Origin of the sequence: Christiangramia sp. LLG6405-1 (assembly GCF_045055805.1) — a bacterium.
In the GTDB taxonomy this organism is placed as follows: domain Bacteria; phylum Bacteroidota; class Bacteroidia; order Flavobacteriales; family Flavobacteriaceae; genus Christiangramia.
This window is the reverse complement of sequence record NZ_CP159330.1, coordinates 414,455-434,615: the sequence shown is the minus strand read 5'-3', so window position 1 is coordinate 434,615 and position 20,161 is coordinate 414,455. Positions and strand designations below refer to the sequence as shown.

At 40.6% G+C, this 20,161-nt stretch carries 14 protein-coding genes; 13 read left to right on the top strand and 1 reads right to left on the bottom strand.

Annotated elements, in window-relative coordinates:
- Positions 1 to 141 precede the first annotated feature (141 nt).
- The 12 genes from ABVM50_RS01980 (at position 142) to queG (ending at position 16,969) form a co-directional block, all read left to right on the top strand.
- Positions 142 to 1,506: a c-type cytochrome gene (locus ABVM50_RS01980; RefSeq protein WP_405199732.1), complete on the top strand. Its 1,365-nt coding sequence runs from the start codon at positions 142 to 144 to the stop codon at positions 1,504 to 1,506.
- Between the two features lie 48 nt (positions 1,507 to 1,554).
- Positions 1,555 to 4,650 carry a TAT-variant-translocated molybdopterin oxidoreductase gene (locus ABVM50_RS01975; RefSeq protein WP_405199731.1) on the top strand — a complete coding sequence of 1,032 codons (3,096 nt, stop codon included), beginning with the start codon at positions 1,555 to 1,557 and terminating at the stop codon, positions 4,648 to 4,650.
- Between the two features lie 33 nt (positions 4,651 to 4,683).
- Positions 4,684 to 6,498 carry an NrfD/PsrC family molybdoenzyme membrane anchor subunit gene (nrfD, locus tag ABVM50_RS01970; RefSeq protein ID WP_141878775.1) on the top strand — a complete coding sequence of 605 codons (1,815 nt, stop codon included), beginning with the start codon at positions 4,684 to 4,686 and terminating at the stop codon, positions 6,496 to 6,498.
- A gap of 5 nt (positions 6,499 to 6,503) precedes the next feature.
- Positions 6,504 to 7,031: a DUF3341 domain-containing protein gene (locus ABVM50_RS01965; RefSeq protein WP_141878774.1), complete on the top strand. Its 528-nt coding sequence runs from the start codon at positions 6,504 to 6,506 to the stop codon at positions 7,029 to 7,031.
- Positions 7,032 to 7,036: 5 nt separating this feature from the next.
- The gene (locus ABVM50_RS01960) at positions 7,037 to 7,729 is read left to right on the top strand and encodes a c-type cytochrome (RefSeq protein ID WP_405199730.1); all 693 of its coding nucleotides are present in this window, start codon (positions 7,037 to 7,039) and stop codon (positions 7,727 to 7,729) included.
- A gap of 18 nt (positions 7,730 to 7,747) precedes the next feature.
- Positions 7,748 to 9,154, top strand: coding sequence for a quinol:cytochrome C oxidoreductase (locus tag ABVM50_RS01955; protein ID WP_405199729.1), 1,407 nt, complete (start codon positions 7,748 to 7,750; stop codon positions 9,152 to 9,154).
- Positions 9,155 to 9,187: 33 nt separating this feature from the next.
- Positions 9,188 to 10,381, top strand: a complete 1,194-nt coding sequence (locus tag ABVM50_RS01950) for a cytochrome c oxidase subunit II (RefSeq protein ID WP_405199728.1) — start codon at positions 9,188 to 9,190, stop codon at positions 10,379 to 10,381.
- Between the two features lie 39 nt (positions 10,382 to 10,420).
- The gene (locus ABVM50_RS01945) at positions 10,421 to 12,244 is read left to right on the top strand and encodes a cbb3-type cytochrome c oxidase subunit I (protein ID WP_405199727.1); all 1,824 of its coding nucleotides are present in this window, start codon (positions 10,421 to 10,423) and stop codon (positions 12,242 to 12,244) included.
- 111 nt (positions 12,245 to 12,355) lie between these two features.
- Positions 12,356 to 13,537, top strand: coding sequence for a S41 family peptidase (locus ABVM50_RS01940; RefSeq protein ID WP_405199726.1), 1,182 nt, complete (start codon positions 12,356 to 12,358; stop codon positions 13,535 to 13,537).
- 3 nt (positions 13,538 to 13,540) lie between these two features.
- Positions 13,541 to 14,563 (top strand): Holliday junction branch migration DNA helicase RuvB, encoded by a 1,023-nt coding sequence (ruvB, locus tag ABVM50_RS01935; protein WP_405200676.1) that lies wholly within the window; start codon positions 13,541 to 13,543, stop codon positions 14,561 to 14,563.
- Between the two features lie 12 nt (positions 14,564 to 14,575).
- Positions 14,576 to 15,928: a cytochrome P450 gene (locus ABVM50_RS01930; protein ID WP_405199725.1), complete on the top strand. Its 1,353-nt coding sequence runs from the start codon at positions 14,576 to 14,578 to the stop codon at positions 15,926 to 15,928.
- Positions 15,929 to 16,039: 111 nt separating this feature from the next.
- Complete coding sequence (queG, locus tag ABVM50_RS01925; protein ID WP_405199724.1) at positions 16,040 to 16,969, top strand: tRNA epoxyqueuosine(34) reductase QueG; 930 nt, start codon at positions 16,040 to 16,042, stop codon at positions 16,967 to 16,969.
- Here queG and ABVM50_RS01920 read toward each other — a convergent pair.
- Positions 16,966 to 17,736, bottom strand: coding sequence for an energy transducer TonB (locus tag ABVM50_RS01920; RefSeq protein ID WP_405199723.1), 771 nt, complete (start codon positions 17,734 to 17,736; stop codon positions 16,966 to 16,968). The two genes, queG and ABVM50_RS01920, sit on opposite strands and share 4 nt — an antisense overlap.
- A gap of 123 nt (positions 17,737 to 17,859) precedes the next feature.
- Here ABVM50_RS01920 and ABVM50_RS01915 point away from each other — a divergent pair, with 123 nt between their 5' ends.
- Positions 17,860 to 20,154, top strand: coding sequence for an NADP-dependent malic enzyme (locus tag ABVM50_RS01915; protein ID WP_405199722.1), 2,295 nt, complete (start codon positions 17,860 to 17,862; stop codon positions 20,152 to 20,154).
- The last annotated feature ends 7 nt before the right edge of the window (positions 20,155 to 20,161 follow it).

Below are 20,161 nucleotides of genomic sequence, written 5' to 3'. Positions count from 1 at the left end.
TAACACTTATCTAACATTCCTAGAATCGTCTATAAGTATTACTTTTGTGCCTGAATTTAAAGGTACCTTTTTAGGTATTTAGCCCTAAAATACTGAGTGTAAAAACCGTACCAAAGTTTAGACGTTAATCGAACTTAAAATATGAAAAAGGTGATTTTCCGCCATTCAATTTCGCGACAACTACTCTTAAGCGTAGCTTTCTTATTTACATTTTCTCTGTTCGCGCATGCGCAGGATCAGACGGTGCAGGATAGTACAGCTCAGGCTGAGTCTGGCCAGGCGACCGAAGCTGATGCTGGTGCTGGAGCAGCTGCTGCCTCCCTTGGAGATGCTGCTGCTGGTAAAGAATTATTCAATTCACTGTGTGCAGCCTGTCACAAACCTTATTCTAATTCTATTGGTCCTGCCTTAAACGGTGCGACAGATAGACATGAAATGGAGTGGCTTTATGATTGGATCCAGAATTCTGCTGCTTTGATCGCGAGTGGTGATGCTGAAGCTAATGAAGTTTACAATGAATGGAATCAAACGGCAATGCCGGCTTTTCCTCAGTTGACCGAGAGTGATATTGATAATATTCTTGCTTACGTTGAGCAGCCTAAACCAGAGCCAACAACGGCAACTACTGGTGCAGCTCAGTCAGGTGGAGGTGAAGGTTCAGGTGGTGTTTCTGTAAATATCATTTTAGGAATTCTTGCTTTTGTCCTGGTGCTTCTTCTTGTGGTGCTTTTCCTTGTAAACAAAACTTTAAGAAATTTCGCTTCTGCCTCTGGAATTACAATTCCGGAGAAGCCAAAAACTAAACCTTTATACCAGTCTTTCGTAGAGAATCAATTCCTTCTTGTAGTAACGTCAATTTTTGTGTTGCTTACTGTAGGTTACTTCTCTTACGGTTTCCTAATGCAGATTGGTGTTGATCAGGGTTATCAGCCAATTCAGCCAATTCACTATTCACATAGAATCCACGCAGGTGATAACCAGATCGAGTGTAAGTACTGTCACTCTTCTGCAAGAGTTTCTAAGCATTCCGGGATTCCTTCTCTAAATGTTTGTATGAACTGTCATAAGGCTATTGCTGAAGTGTCTCCTGAAACGGCTACTGAAGAATACTCTAAAGAATTTTATGATAAAGAGATCGCAAAGTTATATGATGCGACCGGTTGGGATCCAGCTTCCAGAACTTATTCTGGAGAAGAGAAACCAGTTAAATGGGTTCGTATTCACAACCTGCCAGATTTCGCATACTTCAATCACTCGCAGCACGTAAGTGTAGCTGGAATTGAATGTCAGAAATGTCATGGTCCTATCGAAGAAATGGAGATCGTGTATCAAAATGCGCCTCTAACCATGGGATGGTGTATTAACTGTCACCGTGAAACGAATATCAGAATTGAGGGTAACGAGTACTATGAAAAGATTCATGAAGAGTTATCTAAGAAATATGGTGTAGAAGAGCTTACGGCTGCTCAAATGGGTGGTTTAGAATGTGGTAAGTGTCACTACTAAAATCCTGAAGTTCAGGTTTAATTTAAGAAGCTAATATTTAGATATAATATGTCATCAAACAAGAAATACTGGAAAAGTGTTGAAGAGCTGGAAGATAAAAGCTCTGTTGTTGAGACGCTCCAGCAAAAGGAATTCGCCGAGGAGATCCCTATTGAGGACTTTCTTGGGGATAAAGAAAATCTTGCAGATTCAAAAACTTCAAGACGTGATTTCCTTAAGTATGTTGGTTTCAGTACAGCAGCGGCATCACTGGCTGCCTGTGAAGGCCCGGTGGTAAAGTCTATTCCTTACGTAGTTCAGCCAGACAGGATCGTTCCTGGTGTTGCTAACTACTATGCGACAACTATTGCTGATGGTTTCGACTTCGCTAGTGTATTGGTTAAGACACGTGAAGGTCGTCCTGTAAAAATTGAAAATAATGATCTTTCGAAGTTCAAGGGCGGAGTTAACGCTCGTGTTCATGCTTCGGTACTTTCATTGTATGATACTAAAAGGGTTAAACGCCCAATGATTGAAGGAAGAAACGTTTCTTGGGAAGAATTCGACCGTCAGGTTGTTTCAGATCTTGAAAATGCTAATGGCGAGGTGGTATTGCTTACGCAAACATTTGCCAGTCCTTCAACTGCAAAATTAATTCAGGAGTTTTCTTCAAAATTTGGGAATGTACGCCATGTAGTGTATGATACCGTTTCAGAAGATCCTGCGTTGAATGCATTTCAGTCTAAATACGGAAGACGTGCGCTGCCTCATTACGATTTCTCTAAAGTGGAAACTGTAGTTGGTGTGGGTGCAGATTTCCTCGGTGACTGGCAAGGTGGTGGTTTTGATGCTGCTTTTGCAAAAACCAGAATACCTGAAAATGGTAAAATGTCACGTCATATTCAGTTTGAATCGAATATGTCACTAACCGGAGCAAATGCAGATAAGCGTGTTCCAGTTAAACCATCTGAGCAAAAAGCTGTAATGGCTGCTCTCAAAGGTTATATCGCTGGTGGTTCTACCAGTGGTCTTTCTGAAAAGCTCGATGATGCAGTAGTGAAAGCGGCAAGACAGCTAAGAAAAGCAGGAAGTGCTGCAGTAGTAGTATGTGGAATCCCAGATGAGGAAGCACAGGGATGGGCGTTAGAGATCAACGAAGCCCTGGGAAGTCAGATTATGGATTCTTCAAATGCTCGAGTAACTCGCCAGGGAAATGCTAGCGAAGTAGCGCAACTGGTAAAGGATATGAATAACGGAAGTATCGGCGCTCTTATGATCGCTGGTCTAAACCCGGTTCATACGCTTCCAAATTCTAAAGAATTTGTGGAAGGTCTTAAAAAAGTGAAAACTGTAGTTGATTTTACTACAAGAACTGATGAGACTTCTAAACTAAGTAAATATGTTGCTGCAACTCCGCACTATCTTGAAAGCTGGGGAGATATTCAGTATAGCGAAAAGGCTTTCAGCCTTATGCAGCCAACAATAAGACCATTATTTGATACCAGACAATTTCAGGATACGTTATTGAAATGGACAGATAATAACCAGTCTTACTATGAATATATTCAGGAAACCTGGTCTGGCGGACTTGGAGATCGTAACTGGAGCGAAGTGCTTCATGATGGTGTCTTTGAAGCTAGTTCACCAGTAGCTCTTCCGACATCAACAGGAAGCAGTGCATCAGCTATTTCTTATAGCATTGATGATCTTGACGGTGAAGGTTTTGAATTAAGTCTTTACACTAACACTGCGATTGGAGATGGACAGCAGGCAAACAACCCTTGGTTGCAGGAAATGCCAGATCCATTAACCAGAGCAAGTTGGGATAACTACATTACCATGTCTAAGGCAGATGCCGAGGCGATGGGAGTTATGAACGAACATGTTGCAAATGGCGGACTTAACGGTAGCTATGTAAACGTTAGTGTTGGTGACACAGTAGTTCAGAATGTTCCGGTGTATATCATGCCAGGACAGGCGAAAGGATCTGTTGGACTCGCACTTGGATACGGTAGAAAAGCCGGTGTTCAGGAAGAGATGCAAACAGGTGTGAATGCGTATCCATTGTATAATGACTTCAGATCTGTTCAGAAAGTAAAAATAGAAAAAGCTCCGGGTGTTCATGAGTTCGCTTGTGTTCAGCTTCATAATACATTGATGGGTCGTGGTGATATCATCAAGGAGACAACCCTTGAGATTTTCAATACTAAAGATGCTCACGTATGGAACCATGTTCCAGAAGTTTCTTTAGATCACCAGGAAACTCCAGTAACTTCTCCGGAAGTTGATATCTGGGAAAGTTTTGATAGATCTACAGGTCCTCACTTCAATTTGAGTATCGACCTGAATGCATGTACCGGATGTGGTGCTTGTGTGATCGCCTGTCATTCTGAAAACAACGTTCCTGTAGTTGGAAAAGAGGAAGTAAGAAAGTCCAGAGATATGCACTGGTTGCGTATTGACCGTTACTTCTCTTCTGAAGAGAACTTTACTGAAGATATCGAGGAAAAAGAAGATGCTTCAGGTCTTGGTTTTGGAGACTATATCTTTGGGGATAGAGAAGGAGAAGGTTCGTTGTCTACTTTCGACAGACTTGAATCTACTGCAGATAATCCTCAGGTTGTTTTCCAGCCGGTGATGTGTCAGCATTGTAACCATGCTCCATGTGAAACAGTTTGTCCTGTTGCGGCAACTTCTCACGGTAGACAGGGTCAGAATCAAATGATTTATAACAGATGTGTTGGTACTAGATACTGTGCGAACAACTGTCCTTATAAAGTACGTCGTTTTAACTGGTTCAATTACGCTCAGAATGATGAGTTTGATTACCACCTGAATAACGACCTGGGTAGAATGGTTCTTAATCCTGACGTTACTGTACGTTCCAGAGGGGTAATGGAAAAATGTTCTATGTGTATTCAAAAAACTCAGAAAACCATTCTTGATGCGAAGAGAGAAGGTAGAACGATCGAAGATGGAGAATTCCAGACTGCTTGTTCTGCTGCTTGTGATAAAGGTGCGATGGTTTTTGGGGATGTGAATAACAAAGACTCGAAAGTTCTTGAAAAGAAAAATGACGACAGGATGTATCATCTTCTTGAGTATGTAGGTACTAAACCAAACGTGATGTACCAGACGAAAGTTAGAAATACAACCGAAGCTTAAAATAACGAATAACTAAGAATCAATTAGAAGGATATGTCTCATTACGAAGCACCTATACGAAAGCCTCTAGTTACCGGGAACAAAAGCTATCACGATGTGACGGTAGATGTTGCTGCTCCGGTTGAAGGACGGGCTAACAAATCCTGGTGGATAGTTTTCTCTATTGCCCTTGTTGCCTTTCTTTGGGGTGTAGGATGTATAGTTTACACAATTTCTACAGGTATTGGTACCTGGGGATTAAACAAAACCGTAGGTTGGGCCTGGGATATTACCAACTTCGTATGGTGGGTAGGTATTGGTCACGCCGGTACACTTATCTCCGCTGTACTATTGCTTTTCCGCCAGAAATGGAGAATGGCAATTAACAGGTCTGCAGAGGCAATGACCATTTTCTCTGTAATGCAGGCAGGTCTTTTCCCTCTTATTCACATGGGACGTCCATGGCTGGCATATTGGGTACTTCCAATTCCAAACCAGTTTGGATCACTATGGGTGAACTTTAACTCGCCACTTCTATGGGATGTATTTGCGATCTCTACGTATCTTTCTGTGTCACTGGTGTTCTGGTGGACTGGATTGCTACCTGATTTTGCAATGATTCGTGACCGTGCGATCACTCCTTTTACTAAGAAAGTATATGGTATTCTATCCTTTGGATGGAGTGGACGTGCTAAGGACTGGCAACGTTTTGAAGAGGTATCACTGGTACTTGCCGGGTTGGCAACACCACTTGTACTTTCTGTACATACGATTGTATCTTTTGACTTCGCAACTTCGGTAATACCGGGATGGCATACGACCATTTTCCCTCCTTACTTCGTTGCGGGTGCGATCTTCTCTGGATTTGCGATGGTGAACACCTTGCTTATCATTATGAGAAAGGTTTCCAATCTTGAAGACTATATCACAATTCAGCATATCGAATTAATGAACATCGTGATCATGATCACAGGTTCTATCGTAGGTACGGCATATATTACCGAGTTAGTGATCGCATGGTATTCTGGTGTTGAGTACGAACAGTATGCATTCCTTAACAGGGCTACCGGACCTTACTGGTGGGCATACTGGAGTATGATGACCTGTAACGTGTTTTCTCCTCAGTTCATGTGGTTCAAGAAATTACGTACCAGCATCATGTTCTCATTCTTTATTTCGATCGTAGTAAACATCGGGATGTGGTTCGAACGTTTTGTAATTATTGTGACTTCACTTCACCGTGATTACCTTCCATCATCATGGACGATGTTCTCACCTACCTTTGTAGATATAGGGATCTTTATTGGAACTATTGGATTCTTCTTTGTATTGTTCCTTCTGTACGCTCGTTCGTTCCCAGTGATCGCTCAGGCAGAGGTAAAAACAATTCTGAAGGCTTCCGGAGAAAAGTATAAAAAACTGAGAGCTCAGCATGGTGATGATGTATTGCATTATGATCCTCAAGCGGTAGGAAGAAATCCTATGCAGAACGAGGAAGATGGAATTCACCATAAAATTGAAGATACAGAACATCAAAAAACGGTAGAAGCAGATCATCCTCATGAGGATACTGTAAACGCTGATGGTATGGTTGTTTCAGAAGTGATGAAGGACCGTATCGATGAGATGTTAGGAAGAATTGGTACTTACGATCCTGCAACACAGTCTGCAGATGATCTAACCAGGCTTAAGAATGTTGGACCTTTATTACAACAACATTTCCACCAGGTTGGTATTTACCTTTTCGACCAGGTTAGTAAATTGACAGAACAGGATTTTGTCTTGCTTGATGAAGTGATCGAAAACTTCCCTATCCAGGCTAACAGAGCTGGATGGACAGAGCAGGCAAACAAACTAAAAAATAAATAATCAGGATGGCATCTAAAGTTTTACACGCTATTTACCAAGATGACGACCTGCTTTTACAGGCTGTAAAGCAGATTCGTGAAGCACGCTATCATATTGGAGAAATCTATTGTCCATTTCCGGTTCATGGACTTGATAAAGCAATGGGACTTGCTCCAACAAGACTTGCCATCACCGCATTCCTCTATGGATTGGTTGGTTTGGCAGTAGCAGTTGCTATGATGAATTTTATCATGATCGAGGACTGGCCACAGGATATTGGAGGAAAACCAAGTTTTAGTTTTCTTCAGAATATGCCGGCATTCGTACCTATCATGTTCGAACTTACAGTATTCTTTGCAGCTCACCTTATGGTAATCACTTTCTACATGAGAAGTAGATTATGGCCATTCAAAAAAGCTGAAAACCCTGATGTAAGAACTACAGATGACCTGTTTCTTATGGAAGTGGATGCTGCGAACCATAACATAGATGATCTTACCAAGTTTCTTTACGATACTGGTGCATCTGAAATTAGATTAATAGATAATAAATAGTGATAATGAGAAGTTTGTTCCATAAAACTATAGGATTTTGTCTGCTTGGCTTTGCAGTTGTTTCCTGCAATGACAAGGAGGATCCAAACTATCAGTACATGCCAGATATGTATGAGTCTGTAGGTTACGAAACTTACGGTGAGTACAAGGTATTCGAGAATGCTCAGGAGGCAAAGTTACCGGTAGAAGGATCTATCCCAAGAGGATGGATGCCGTACGATTACGAAAATTCTGCAGCAGGACTTGCAAATGCTAAGGCAAACCTTAACAATCCAATTCCATATACTCAGGATAACCTAGCAGAAGGTAAAGGATTGTACACTATTTATTGCGCAGTTTGCCACGGTGATAAAGGTGATGGAAAAGGAATTCTTGTAGAAAGAGAAAAGATCCTTGGTGTACCATCTTACGATGATGCTGGTAGAGCAATTACTGAAGGTAGTGTTTATCATGTAATGTACTACGGAATTAATAACATGGGATCTTATGCTTCTCAGACTTCTATTGAAGAACGCTGGCAGATTGATCACTATGTGATGAGCTTAAAAGATAAGTTGGAAGGTAAACCTGAAAGAGAATTCGAAGAAGAGCAAACAAGCCTTCTTCCTTCCAGAGCAGATGCTAATATCTATGAGGATGCTGGCGATACCGCTGCTGAAGGTGCTACCGAAAACAACCAAACCGAAACTCAAGAATAAAGATTTAGATCTATCAATATGTATACGCTATCCAGTAAAATAAAATTAGCAGCAATCATTTGTATGGTTGTGGGAGCAATAGGTCTCGTTTACGGGTTTATCGCGGCTCCAGAAACTATCGAGGATGTGGAGGCAATGATGGCTTCTGAACATCACGGGGAAGAGCATGCGACAGATGAAACTCACGAAGTTAATGTAGAGCAGATTCCTGGTGGAAACACTGAAGTTGAGAATATAGAACACACTGAAGATAATACAGATCATGCAGCTGAAGCAGATCACGCTGAAGCTGGTCAAGGTGAGGAAGCATCTCATGAGGCTGAGCATATGGAGCATATACTGCACCAGTTACAGAACAAGCCATGGGCTGCACTTTATGTAGCTGCATTCTTTTTCTTCATGATCTCCTTAGGAGTTCTGGCCTTTTACGCCGTACAATACGCTGCACAGGCAGGTTGGTCACCGGTATTATTCAGAGTGATGGAAGCTATTACTGCTTACTTACTACCTGGTGGACTTATCGTTTTTGTAATTCTTGTTCTTTCAGGTTTACATCTAAACCATCTATTCGTATGGATGGATCCTGAAGTAGTAGCACATGATGAAATCATTCAAAATAAAACAGCATACTTAAACGTACCGTTTTTCTTAATTAGAGCTGCTATCTATCTTGGTGGATGGGCTATCTTCAGACATTTACTTGTAAAGAACTCTAGAAAGATGGATGATGCAACAGATCTTTCGATTTTCAAGAAGACCTTCAAGCTATCTGCGGGATTCCTTGTATTCTTTATCGTGACCGAGTCTATGATGTCATGGGATTGGATCATGAGTTTAGATCCACACTGGTTTAGTACATTATTCGGATGGTTCGTGTTCGCAAGTATGTTCGTTTCCGGGATCACCACGATCGCTATCATCACTATATATCTAAAATCGAGAGGATACCTTGAATTCGTAAACAACAGTCATATTCATGACCTTGCGAAATTCATGTTCGGGATCAGTATTTTCTGGACCTACCTTTGGTTCTCTCAGTTTATGTTGATATGGTATTCAAATATTCCCGAAGAAGTGGTTTACTTCATCCAGAGAATGAATGATTATCCTATACTTTTCTGGGGAATGATAGTAACAAACTTCATATTCCCGGTATTATTGTTGATGAACAGCGACTACAAGCGTGTGAACTGGTTCGTAGTAATGACGGGTATCATAATACTTAGTGGTCACTACATTAACGTTTATGTGATGGTAATGCCTGCAACAGTTGGAGAGTCCTGGTTTATAGGCATTCCTGAAATTAGTGCAATGCTATTGTTTGGAGGTTTATTCTCTTTCATAGTATTCAACGCACTTACTAAGGCACCGCTACTGGTAAAAGGTAATCCATACTTGAAAGAAAGTAAACATTACCATTATTAATAAAGATTGATTGTTTAAAGAAGAACTTATAAAATGACCGTATTTTTAGTAATCATAGTACTCGCACTTCTGGCCGTAACAGGTTGGCAGATCTCTAAGATCTTTCAGTTATCGAAGGGATCAGATGAGGATACTTCACAGGTTGCAAACGATAAGGATAACCGTACTCACGGAATCCTGATGCTAGCATTTGTAATTTTCCTTTACGTTATTACCATATTTTGTTTCTGGGAATACAGTAAATTCTACCTTCCGGAAGCTGCTTCTGAACATGGTTCAGAATATGACACCTTAATGTTCGTGTCTATCGGACTTATCATGTTCGTTCAGATCATTACTCAGGGTCTACTTCACTATTTCGCGTTTAAATACAAAGGGAAGAAAACACAAAAGGCATTATTCTACGCAGATAATGATAAGCTGGAATTTATCTGGACGATCATTCCTGTAATTACTCTTGCCGGTCTTATTATCTACGGATTATTTACCTGGAGTGATATTATGAATATCAACGAAGATGAAGATCCACTGGTGATCGAAGTTTATGCTTACCAGTTTGACTGGAGAGCGAGATATTCTGGAGAAGACAATACATTAGGAAAAGCAAATGTTCGTTTTATCGAAGGTGTGAACCAGTTAGGTGTAGACGAATCTGATTCATATGGAAAAGATGACGTTATCACTACTGAATTACATTTACCGGTAGACAGACCAGTACTTTTCAAATTCAGATCTCAGGATGTATTGCATTCAGCTTATTTCCCATTCTTCCGTGCACAAATGAACGTAGTGCCTGGAATGATCACTCAGTTTGGTTTTACTCCAACGATTACTTCCGAAGAAATGAGAGAAAGCGAATATATGCGCGATAAGGTGAAGAGCGTAAATGAGGTAAGAAATGAGCGTAACGAAGTACTAAGAGCACAGGGTGAAGCTACCCTTGATGAGTATGAATTTGAGTATTTCTTATTATGTAACAAGATTTGTGGACAGGCTCACTACAACATGCAAATGAAAATCATAGTAGAATCTGAAGAAGATTTTAATGCATGGATGTCAGAGCAGCCTACTTTTGGAAGTACTATGGAAGAAAGTAGTCAGAATGTAGATAGACCAGAAGATACTGCTGGAGATGGCACGCCAGAGTCAATGCAAGAAGATTCTGAAGGGGAGATGGAGACTGAAAATGCACCTGAAGGTGAGAATGCAGTAGCTTCAGTAGAATAGATAACGAACGTACAATTTTAAGATAAAGAAATTAGAGATATGTCAGCAACTGCAACAGCACCGGCACACGATCACCACGATGATCACGGACATCATCATAAGGAAACTTTTATAACAAAGTATATTTTCAGTACCGATCATAAGATGATTGCGAAGCAATATCTTATTACAGGTCTTCTAATGGGAATAGTAGGTATTGGGATGTCTATCCTTTTCCGTATTCAGCTTGCATGGCCAGAGGAGTCTTTCTGGGTTTTTGAAGCACTATTAGGAGAACGCTGGGCACCGGAAGGAGTAATGTCACCAAGTATTTACCTGGCACTTGTTACTATTCACGGTACGATCATGGTATTCTTCGTATTAACTGCCGGACTTTCCGGTACGTTTTCAAACTTATTAATTCCGTTGCAAATTGGTGCGCGTGATATGGCCTCAGGATTCCTGAATATGGTTTCCTACTGGTTGTTCTTCCTTTCTTCAGTGATCATGCTTTGTTCATTATTTGTGGAGTCAGGACCAGCAATGGCAGGCTGGACGATTTATCCTCCACTATCTGCATTGCCACAGGCAATTAGCGGTTCTGGTACAGGGATGACATTATGGTTGGTTTCTATGGCGATCTTTATAGCATCTTCATTACTAGGATCCTTGAATTATATTGTGACGGTATTGAACCTTAGAACTGCAGGGATGTCTATGACCAGACTTCCTCTTACTATCTGGGCGTTCTTTGTGACAGCTATTATTGGAGTTGTATCGTTCCCGGTATTACTTTCAGCCGCATTATTATTGATCATGGACAGAAGTTTTGGAACATCCTTCTTCTTAAGTGATATCTTTATTAAAGGAGAGGTATTAAGTCACCAGGGTGGTTCTCCGGTACTTTTCGAACACCTATTCTGGTTCCTTGGTCACCCTGAAGTTTATATCGTATTACTTCCAGCACTAGGGATCACCTCAGAAATTATCGCTACAAACTCACGTAAGCCAATCTTTGGATATCGTGCGATGGTAGCATCAATTCTGGCTATTGCATTCTTATCTACGATCGTTTGGGGTCACCATATGTTCGTATCTGGTATGAATCCGTTCCTTGGATCGGTATTTACCTTTACCACATTACTAATTGCGATACCTTCAGCAGTAAAAGCTTTTAACTATATCACGACCCTCTGGAAAGGTAATTTACAGATGAACCCGGGAATGCTATTCTCAATAGGTCTTGTATCTACCTTCATTACGGGTGGTCTAACAGGTATTATCCTTGGGGATTCTACACTGGATATTAACGTGCACGATACGTACTTCGTGGTTGCTCACTTTCACCTGGTGATGGGTATATCTGCATTGTACGGACTATTCGCAGGAGTTTACCACTGGTTCCCTAAGATGTTTGGTAGAATGATGAATAAGAATCTTGGTTATATCCACTTCTGGGTAACAGCTGTAGGTGCTTACGGAGTCTTTTTCCCAATGCACTTTATCGGGATCGCTGGTCTTCCAAGACGTTATTATACTAATACTGAATTTCCATACTTCGATGACTATGCAGATGTAAATGTTATCATTACGGTAGCTGCTATCATTACCGCTTTAGTTCAGTTGGTGTTTATTTATAACTTCTTCTCTTCTATGTTCTACGGAAAGAAAGCAGTTATGAACCCTTGGAGATCTAACACTCTGGAATGGACTACTCCTGTAAAGCATGTACATGGAAACTGGCCAGGAGCAATCCCATCGGTTTACAGATGGCCATACGATTATTCTAAAACTAGAGAGGATGGTGAATATGTAATTGCCGGTCAGGATTTCGTGCCACAAACAACGCCACTTCAGGAAGGTGAAGAAGAATTAAATCACTAGAACAATATTAAGTTTATATAGAAAGCCTTTTCCACCACGGAAAAGGCTTTTTTTATTCTATATGTCTTACCGACTTCTCAAATTGTAATATCTTTTTACAAATCAACTGAAATGAAATATTTATTCTCTTGCCTGCTTTTGATAATTAGCTTCAGTCTTTCTTCCCAGAGTGAATGTGACTGCAGTAGGAATATTGAGGTACTGGATAGAACCGTTCAGAAATTACCTGTTACCAGAAACACGTCAGATCTGTTTAATTACAATAAAGCATTAAATGCTGCCAATAATTATTCGTATTCAGGGAACTATTCAGAATATGATTGTTTTCAACAGATGAGTAAAATACTTGTTACTCTGAATGATCGGCATAATATGATGTATTCTGAAGTTGGTTATGATGTAAAACAGTCAGATACATTCTATCATGAATTTCCAAGGTTTGAAGGTGATCTGGATAGTTTAAAAATGAAACTTGAGATTAAAACAATAAAAGATGTAGAGGGTATCTATACGCGAGATGGTTTTAGTATAGGTTTATATGCCTCCGAAGAGAATTTGATAGTAGTGAATCTTAGCGGTGGAAAAAAGGTATGGCAGAAATGTGAAATTATAGGTCTATTCTTGAAATACGAAAGTGGTCGCTATCTTGCTGCAATAGGTCAGTTTCACGACAAGCAGCTTGTGAATTTCCCCTTGGAGATCAAGAATGGTCATATTTCAAAAATACAGTTTTCAAAGCCCAACGCCAGTCCAGATCTCTCCAGGGTAGTGGATACAGAAACTTTTCGATATTCAAAATCTGGCGATATTACGTATTTGCGAATTGGAAGTTTTTCCGGATACAATCCCGTTTTGAAGAATGCAGAAAACTTCTATAAGAGCCTAAAAGAGAAACCTGTTACTAAAGACCTGATCCTGGATCTTCGCGACAATGGTGGCGGTGGTGATAGAAATTCTGATATTCTCTATAAATATCTACGGAAAAACTATAAGAATGCAAGATTATATGTACTGATAAATGGGAACACTGTGAGTAATGCAGAGCAGTTCGCTCTAAGACTTCAGAAGTTTAAAAATGTAACCTTACTTGGAAGTAAAACTAGCGGAACTATCGCGTATGAACTTGGTAAAACTTATGATTTTCCCTGCTATAACTTCAAAGGATTCTTTACTTTTAAAGGCGATAAAAAATATCTGGAATATGAGTCTGTAGGAGTGCAGCCAGATATTATTCTGGACAATTCTGTAGATTGGATCAAGCAGACTAAGGAATACATTGCGAAAAGCAAATAAATGATGAACGAGAACCTGGATGCCAGTGGAGAGAATCTTTCTCCTGAAGAATTTGATATAGAAAGAGCTTTAAGGCCCCTAAGCTTTGATGACTTTGCGGGACAGGAACAGGTGCTGGAGAATCTGCAGATCTTTGTGCAGGCAGCTAACATGCGTGGAGATGCGCTGGATCATACCTTGTTTCATGGACCTCCAGGTCTGGGGAAGACTACCCTGGCGCATATACTTGCCAATGAACTCAATGTTGGAATAAAGATCACTTCGGGTCCCGTTCTTGATAAACCCGGAGACCTCGCCGGTTTGCTTACAAATCTCGACGAGCGTGATATCCTTTTTATAGATGAGATTCATCGATTGAGTCCCATAGTAGAAGAATATTTGTATTCTGCCATGGAGGATTATCGTATCGATATTATGCTGGAAACCGGTCCAAACGCAAGAACGGTACAGATCAATTTAAATCCTTTCACTTTAATAGGTGCAACAACGCGTTCAGGATTACTTACAGCGCCTATGCGGGCGCGTTTCGGAATTTCAAGTAGATTACAGTATTATTCTACAGAACTGTTATCAGGTATCGTGGAAAGGAGTTCTGAGATCTTAAAAGTTCCAATATCACAGGAAGCTTCTATCGAGATCGCTGGAAGAAGTCGTGGAACTCCGCGTATAGCAAATGCCTTGCTAAGAAGAGTTCGGGATTTTGCGCAGATAAAAGGTAACGGAAAGATCGATATTGAGATCGCGAGGTATAGCTTAAAAGCACTGAATGTGGATGCGCATGGACTGGATGAAATGGATAATAAGATCCTGGAAACCATCATCGACAAGTTCAAAGGTGGTCCTGTAGGTATTACTACCCTGGCGACAGCTGTAAGTGAAAGTGCTGAAACTATTGAAGAGGTTTACGAGCCATTTTTGATTCAGCAGGGATTTATTTACCGGACACCTCGCGGAAGAGAAGTAACCGAGCATGCCTACCGTCATCTTGGGAGAACCAAGGCTCCCGGACAGAATGGATTGTTTTAACAAAGTATCATGATGGAGAAAGAGAAAAGTATTCCCGAAGTATCACTGGCTAAATTTTTAAAGCATTCAGCCAATATTTTAAAGAATCCGTTACCGTTTCATAAGAAGAACTTCGAGGAAAAGGGAGATACTTTTCGATTGAAGATCGGTTTTAGCAAATCGGTTATTTTCAGCAGGGATGCAGCTCTCGTAGAATATGTGCTTCAGAAGAACCAGAAGAACTTTGTGAAATCTGAAATACAGACCAAAGACCTGGTGAAATATGTGGGTAAAGGTCTTCTTACTTCAGAAGGAGAGCACTGGAAGAAACAACGAAAGTTGATCCAGCCGGCATTTCATAAAAAGCAACTTGCCAATTTACTTGATTCCATCAAGGAAGCAATCTGTGCAGAATATGAAAAAATCGAGACGGGGAAAGAGATCGATATTTTTCCAATTATGAACGATCTTGCTTTTCAGACCGTTGTAAAATCACTTTTTAGTAGTGCTGCAAATCAAACTGAGATTAACCGACTCCAATATATTACAGAAGCTACGCAGCAAATGCTGGTAAAAGAATTGAGGCAACCCTATCTGGGATGGTGGTTTAGTCTAAGTGGGAAAATTGATAGTTATCTTCAGCTAACAGAGGAGGCAAGGAGTATTTTACGAACCATAGTTCACGAACGACAGGCTTCAGGAAATCGGTATGACGATCTCTTGGATATGCTGCTGGATGCGAAATATGATGACGGGAACTTCATGGACGAAGAACAACTTATTGATGAGATCCTGATCCTGTTTACTGCGGGACATGAAACCACTTCCAATTCGTTAACTTTTACAGCTCAGCTACTCGCATTTAATCCGGAATGGCAGGAAAAGGTATATAAAGAGGTCTCAGTTTTGAAGAAAGAAAGCGATGATCTGATGCATCTGGTGACCAAAGCACCATTCACTCAAATGGTTCTAGAGGAGTCAATGCGTATGTATCCTCCAGCTTATTTTATAGACCGAGTGAATCTTGAGGAATTTGAATTTGAAGGCAAATATTTTGAACCAGGTTCCAATTTGTTGTTCTCACTGCATGAAGTTCATAGACACCCAGATCTATGGGAAGAGCCAGACACTTTTAAGCCAGATAGGTTCGCTGATGGCGGAAGACAATATTCTTCTCAATATTTCCCATTTGGTGCGGGACCAAGAAAATGTATTGGAAATAACTTCGCAATGTTCGAGATGATCATTGCGGTAGCGGAATTGATGAATGATTACAAACTGCAGCCGGTGAATGAGGAAATCGAGATCAAACCTTTGATAACTCTTAAGCCTAATAATGCTATACTAAAGTTCGAGAAACGAAATTTCTTAAGATTAGAATCTTAGGTTTTATGCATTATATCTGTTGGGTTCTTACCGTGTAGTTCCGGGATTTATTACGGCTCTTCAATAATCTCACCTATTTAATTTTTACATTAGCTGCTCTAAATTCAGTCTTTGAATCCTTCAGAAGCAAAATATTCACAACTTATTAAAGCCGAAGCAAAACGCCTCGGCTTTTTGTCATGCGGAATTTCAAAAGCTGAATTTCTAGAAGAGGAAGCGCCAAGACTGGAAAGCTGGCTTCAGAATAATATGCATGGGGAAATGCGCTATATGGAGAATTATTTCGATAAGCGTCTGGATCCTACTTTGCTAGTTCCGGGTTCAAAAAGCGTAATTTCTTTATTGCTGAACTATTATCCTTCAGAAATACAAAACAGCGAGTCCTATAAGATCAGTAAATATGCTTACGGTAGGGATTATCATTTTGTGATCAAGGATAAATTGAAGGAAATGCTCGCTACCCTACAGGACGAAATCGGTGATTTTCACGGTCGGGCTTTTGTAGATTCAGCTCCGGTTCTGGACAAGGCCTGGGCTGCAAAAAGCGGACTTGGCTGGATTGGGAAGCATTCAAATTTGCTTTCGAAACAAACTGGCTCTTTCTATTTTATTGCTGAATTGATCGTAGACCTTGATCTGGAATACGATACTCCTGTTACCGATCACTGCGGAAGCTGTACCGCCTGTATCGATGCCTGTCCTACGGAAGCGATCGTAGAACCTTACAAGGTAGATGGTAGTAAGTGTATTTCTTATTTCACCATTGAGCTGAAGGACGAGCTTCCGCAGGGTATGAAGAATCAGTTTGATGATTGGATGTTTGGCTGTGATGTTTGTCAGGACGTTTGCCCGTGGAATCGATTTTCTAAACCTCACCAGGAGCCATTATTCAATCCGCATCCTGAACTTCTGGAAAACTCAAAGAAAGACTGGGAAGAGATCACCAGGGAAACATTCAACGAGATCTTTAGAAAATCTGCCGTAAAACGAACAAAATTTGAGGGTCTTAAACGGAATATTGAGTTTCTAAAGCCTGACTAATTTGAGAAGTCATAAGAAATAAGCACTTTTTCATTTTCTCCATTCTTATTTTTAGCTGCTTGCTCGATCACGATCCTATCTACTTCAGCTTTCACAATATTCTGAAGTTTTCGCTTGGGATGAATTACCATTTTTCTGGAAATGTCTCCATTTTCCTCGATGATCAATGAAATTTTCAGTAGATCAATTTGTTTGTCTTCATAACTCATTTGCCTTAGCTTCATTCTAAGATCATACTTATAACGATCTACTATATTTCTAATTCCTGTCTCGTAGCCTCGAAACTCAGGAGGAGTTGCTACTTCATTCACATCGGTTATGTTTGCAAAATCTCCATCCCCTGAAATCCTGGCGCTATTATTCCCTAATTCAAGGCTTCTGAATTTAAACGGCAGGGTATAAGTGATCGCTACGGGTTGTTCGTTTAACATTGCCGGCTCAGCGATCGTCAATGCTTTAATTGCATCTTCCGCTACCCGGGCGATAGTGGGGAATTTGGATCGTGATCGTACATTAATGACTTCTCCCTTTTCACTCACTGTAAATTGTATATACGCTTTTCCAGATTCTTTCGATTTAATGATATCAGCAATTTTAGCATTGCTATTCATAAACTGACTTATAGAAATGGTAAAACATTCTTCGGAAGGGTCTTCTTCGCAATAGCCCTTTATAAGTGGTGGACTGTCTACCTCGTTTATGGATAGACTTTGCGCAAATATGTGCACAGGCACTAGAAAAAGTGCTAAAAACAGACTTTTGATCATGAAAATAATTTAGGCCTCCAAAGTATAAATTATCTTAGAGATACGTTTGAAGCTTTTGTTCTTTTTATTTCTCTAAGGACAGCAGCCTTATTAACTTTGCTAATTAGCCGAAAACTTAAAATTATGAGTAACACTTCCAGAAAAAGAAGAGAGGCATTGGTTTACCACGCTAAACCTAAGCCCGGGAAAATTGAAGTTGTACCAACTAAGAAATATGCCACCCAGAGAGATCTGTCTCTGGCTTATTCACCAGGTGTAGCTGAGCCATGTCTAGAGATTGAAAAGGATAGGGAGAATGTTTACAAGTATACCACTAAAGGAAACCTGGTAGCAGTGATTTCCAATGGTACTGCCGTTCTGGGTCTTGGCGATATTGGTCCCGAAGCATCCAAGCCGGTGATGGAAGGAAAAGGTCTTCTCTTTAAGATCTTTGCAGATATTGATGTTTTCGATATTGAAGTAGACACTAAAGACGTAGATAAGTTCATAGAAACGGTTAAGAATATTGCGCCAACTTTCGGCGGAATCAACCTGGAAGATATCAAAGCTCCTGAAGCATTTGAAATTGAACAACGCTTAAAAGCAGAACTGGATATTCCGGTTATGCATGATGATCAGCATGGAACTGCGATCATTTCAGCAGCAGCTTTGCTCAATGCATTGGAACTGGCTAAGAAAAAGATGAGCAAAGTGAAGATCGTCATTAGTGGAGCAGGAGCCGCTGCAGTTTCATGTACCAAGCTGTACAAGGCTTTTGGTGCTAAAGCTGAAAACATCGTGATGCTTGATAGTAAAGGTGTCATTAGAAAAGACAGACCAAATCTTTCCGAAGAAAAAGCAGAATTCGCCACGGCCCGTAAGATTGATACATTGGATGAAGCAATGAAAGATGCCGATGTATTCGTGGGTCTTTCTATCGCTAATATTGTAAGTCCGGCAATGCTTAAAAGCATGGCAAAAAGACCTATAGTTTTTGCAATGGCCAATCCTAATCCAGAGATCGATTACAACCTGGCGATGGATACCAGAAAAGATATCATCATGGCGACAGGTAGAAGTGATCACCCAAACCAGGTGAATAATGTACTAGGTTTTCCATTTATCTTCCGTGGAGCATTGGATGTGCGCGCGACTAAGATCAATGAAGAAATGAAAAAAGCCGCGGTGAAAGCACTGGCAGAATTGGCTAAAGAAGCGGTGCCGGAGCAGGTGAATATAGCGTACGGTGAAACCAGATTAAATTTTGGACCTGATTATATTATTCCGAAGCCTTTCGACCCTAGATTGATCGCCAAAGTTCCGCCTGCAGTTGCCAAAGCTGCAATGGAAAGCGGTGTTGCCCGGGAAGGGATTGATGACTGGCAACGTTACGAGGAAGAGTTACTGGAACGAATGGGTAATGAGAACAAGATCACTCGTTTGTTGCAGAACCGAGCTAAAACAAACCCTAAACGAATCGTTTTTGCTGAAGCAGATCATCTTGATGTTCTTAAAGCTGCACAGATCGTTAATGATGAAGGAATTGGATTCCCGATCCTACTTGGACGAAGTGAAGTGATCAAAGAACTAATGGCTGAGATCGATTTTCAGGAAGATGATGTGGTTATTATTGACCCAAAATCTGATGATGAAGAGGAAAACAGGAAAAAATACGCTTACAAATACTGGGAAACCAGGCATAGAAGTGGCGTAACTAAATACGATGCCGAAAAATTACTAAGAGAACGTAACTATTTTGCCGCGATGATGGTTAATGAAGGAGATGCAGATGCATTACTTTCGGGATATTCCAGAGCTTACCCAACGGTGGTAAAACCTATGCTGGAACTTATTGGCTTGGCAGATGGTGTTTCCAGGGTAGCAGCAACTAATGTGATGAATACTTCCAGAGGTCCGTTATTTATTAGTGATACTTCTATTAATATAGATCCTTCAGCTAAAGATCTTGCCAAGATCGCGCAAATGACGGCTCGTACGGTTCAGTTGTTTGGTATGGAACCTGTGATCGCGATGGTGTCTTACGCTAACTTCGGATCTTCTAAACATCCAAGAGCGACCAAGGTAAAAGAAGCAGTTTCTTACCTGCATAGATTTCATCCGGAACTAAGTGTTGATGGAGAATTGCAAGCAGATTTCGCTTTAAATCGTGAGATGCTTCAGAATAAATTCCCGTTTTCAAAACTCGCCGGTAAGAAGGTGAATACGCTTATCTATCCAGATCTGGATTCAGCTAACAGCACCTATAAGCTTATCAAAGAACTCAACAATGTAGATTCTATAGGCCCGATCATGATGGGAATGAGGAAGCCGGTTCATATTCTTCAGCTTGGTGCAAGTGTGGAGGAAATGGTGAACATGGCTGCAGTAGCGGTTATAGATGCACAGGAGAAAGAAAAGAAGGCTAATAAAAAAGCTTAATATCTTA

What these genes read in the sequence shown, in the direction of transcription:
- ABVM50_RS01980 (WP_405199732.1), top strand. Translation starts at nt 142, where the DNA reads ATGAAAAAGGTGATTTTCCGCCATTCAATTTCGCGACAACTACTCTTA.
- ABVM50_RS01975 (WP_405199731.1), top strand. Translation starts at nt 1,555, where the DNA reads ATGTCATCAAACAAGAAATACTGGAAAAGTGTTGAAGAGCTGGAAGAT.
- nrfD (WP_141878775.1), top strand. Translation starts at nt 4,684, where the DNA reads ATGTCTCATTACGAAGCACCTATACGAAAGCCTCTAGTTACCGGGAAC.
- ABVM50_RS01965 (WP_141878774.1), top strand. Translation starts at nt 6,504, where the DNA reads ATGGCATCTAAAGTTTTACACGCTATTTACCAAGATGACGACCTGCTT.
- ABVM50_RS01960 (WP_405199730.1), top strand. Translation starts at nt 7,037, where the DNA reads ATGAGAAGTTTGTTCCATAAAACTATAGGATTTTGTCTGCTTGGCTTT.
- ABVM50_RS01955 (WP_405199729.1), top strand. Translation starts at nt 7,748, where the DNA reads ATGTATACGCTATCCAGTAAAATAAAATTAGCAGCAATCATTTGTATG.
- ABVM50_RS01950 (WP_405199728.1), top strand. Translation starts at nt 9,188, where the DNA reads ATGACCGTATTTTTAGTAATCATAGTACTCGCACTTCTGGCCGTAACA.
- ABVM50_RS01945 (WP_405199727.1), top strand. Translation starts at nt 10,421, where the DNA reads ATGTCAGCAACTGCAACAGCACCGGCACACGATCACCACGATGATCAC.
- ABVM50_RS01940 (WP_405199726.1), top strand. Translation starts at nt 12,356, where the DNA reads ATGAAATATTTATTCTCTTGCCTGCTTTTGATAATTAGCTTCAGTCTT.
- ruvB (WP_405200676.1), top strand. Translation starts at nt 13,541, where the DNA reads ATGAACGAGAACCTGGATGCCAGTGGAGAGAATCTTTCTCCTGAAGAA.
- ABVM50_RS01930 (WP_405199725.1), top strand. Translation starts at nt 14,576, where the DNA reads ATGGAGAAAGAGAAAAGTATTCCCGAAGTATCACTGGCTAAATTTTTA.
- ABVM50_RS01920 (WP_405199723.1), bottom strand. Translation starts at nt 17,736, where the DNA reads ATGATCAAAAGTCTGTTTTTAGCACTTTTTCTAGTGCCTGTGCACATA.
- ABVM50_RS01915 (WP_405199722.1), top strand. Translation starts at nt 17,860, where the DNA reads ATGAGTAACACTTCCAGAAAAAGAAGAGAGGCATTGGTTTACCACGCT.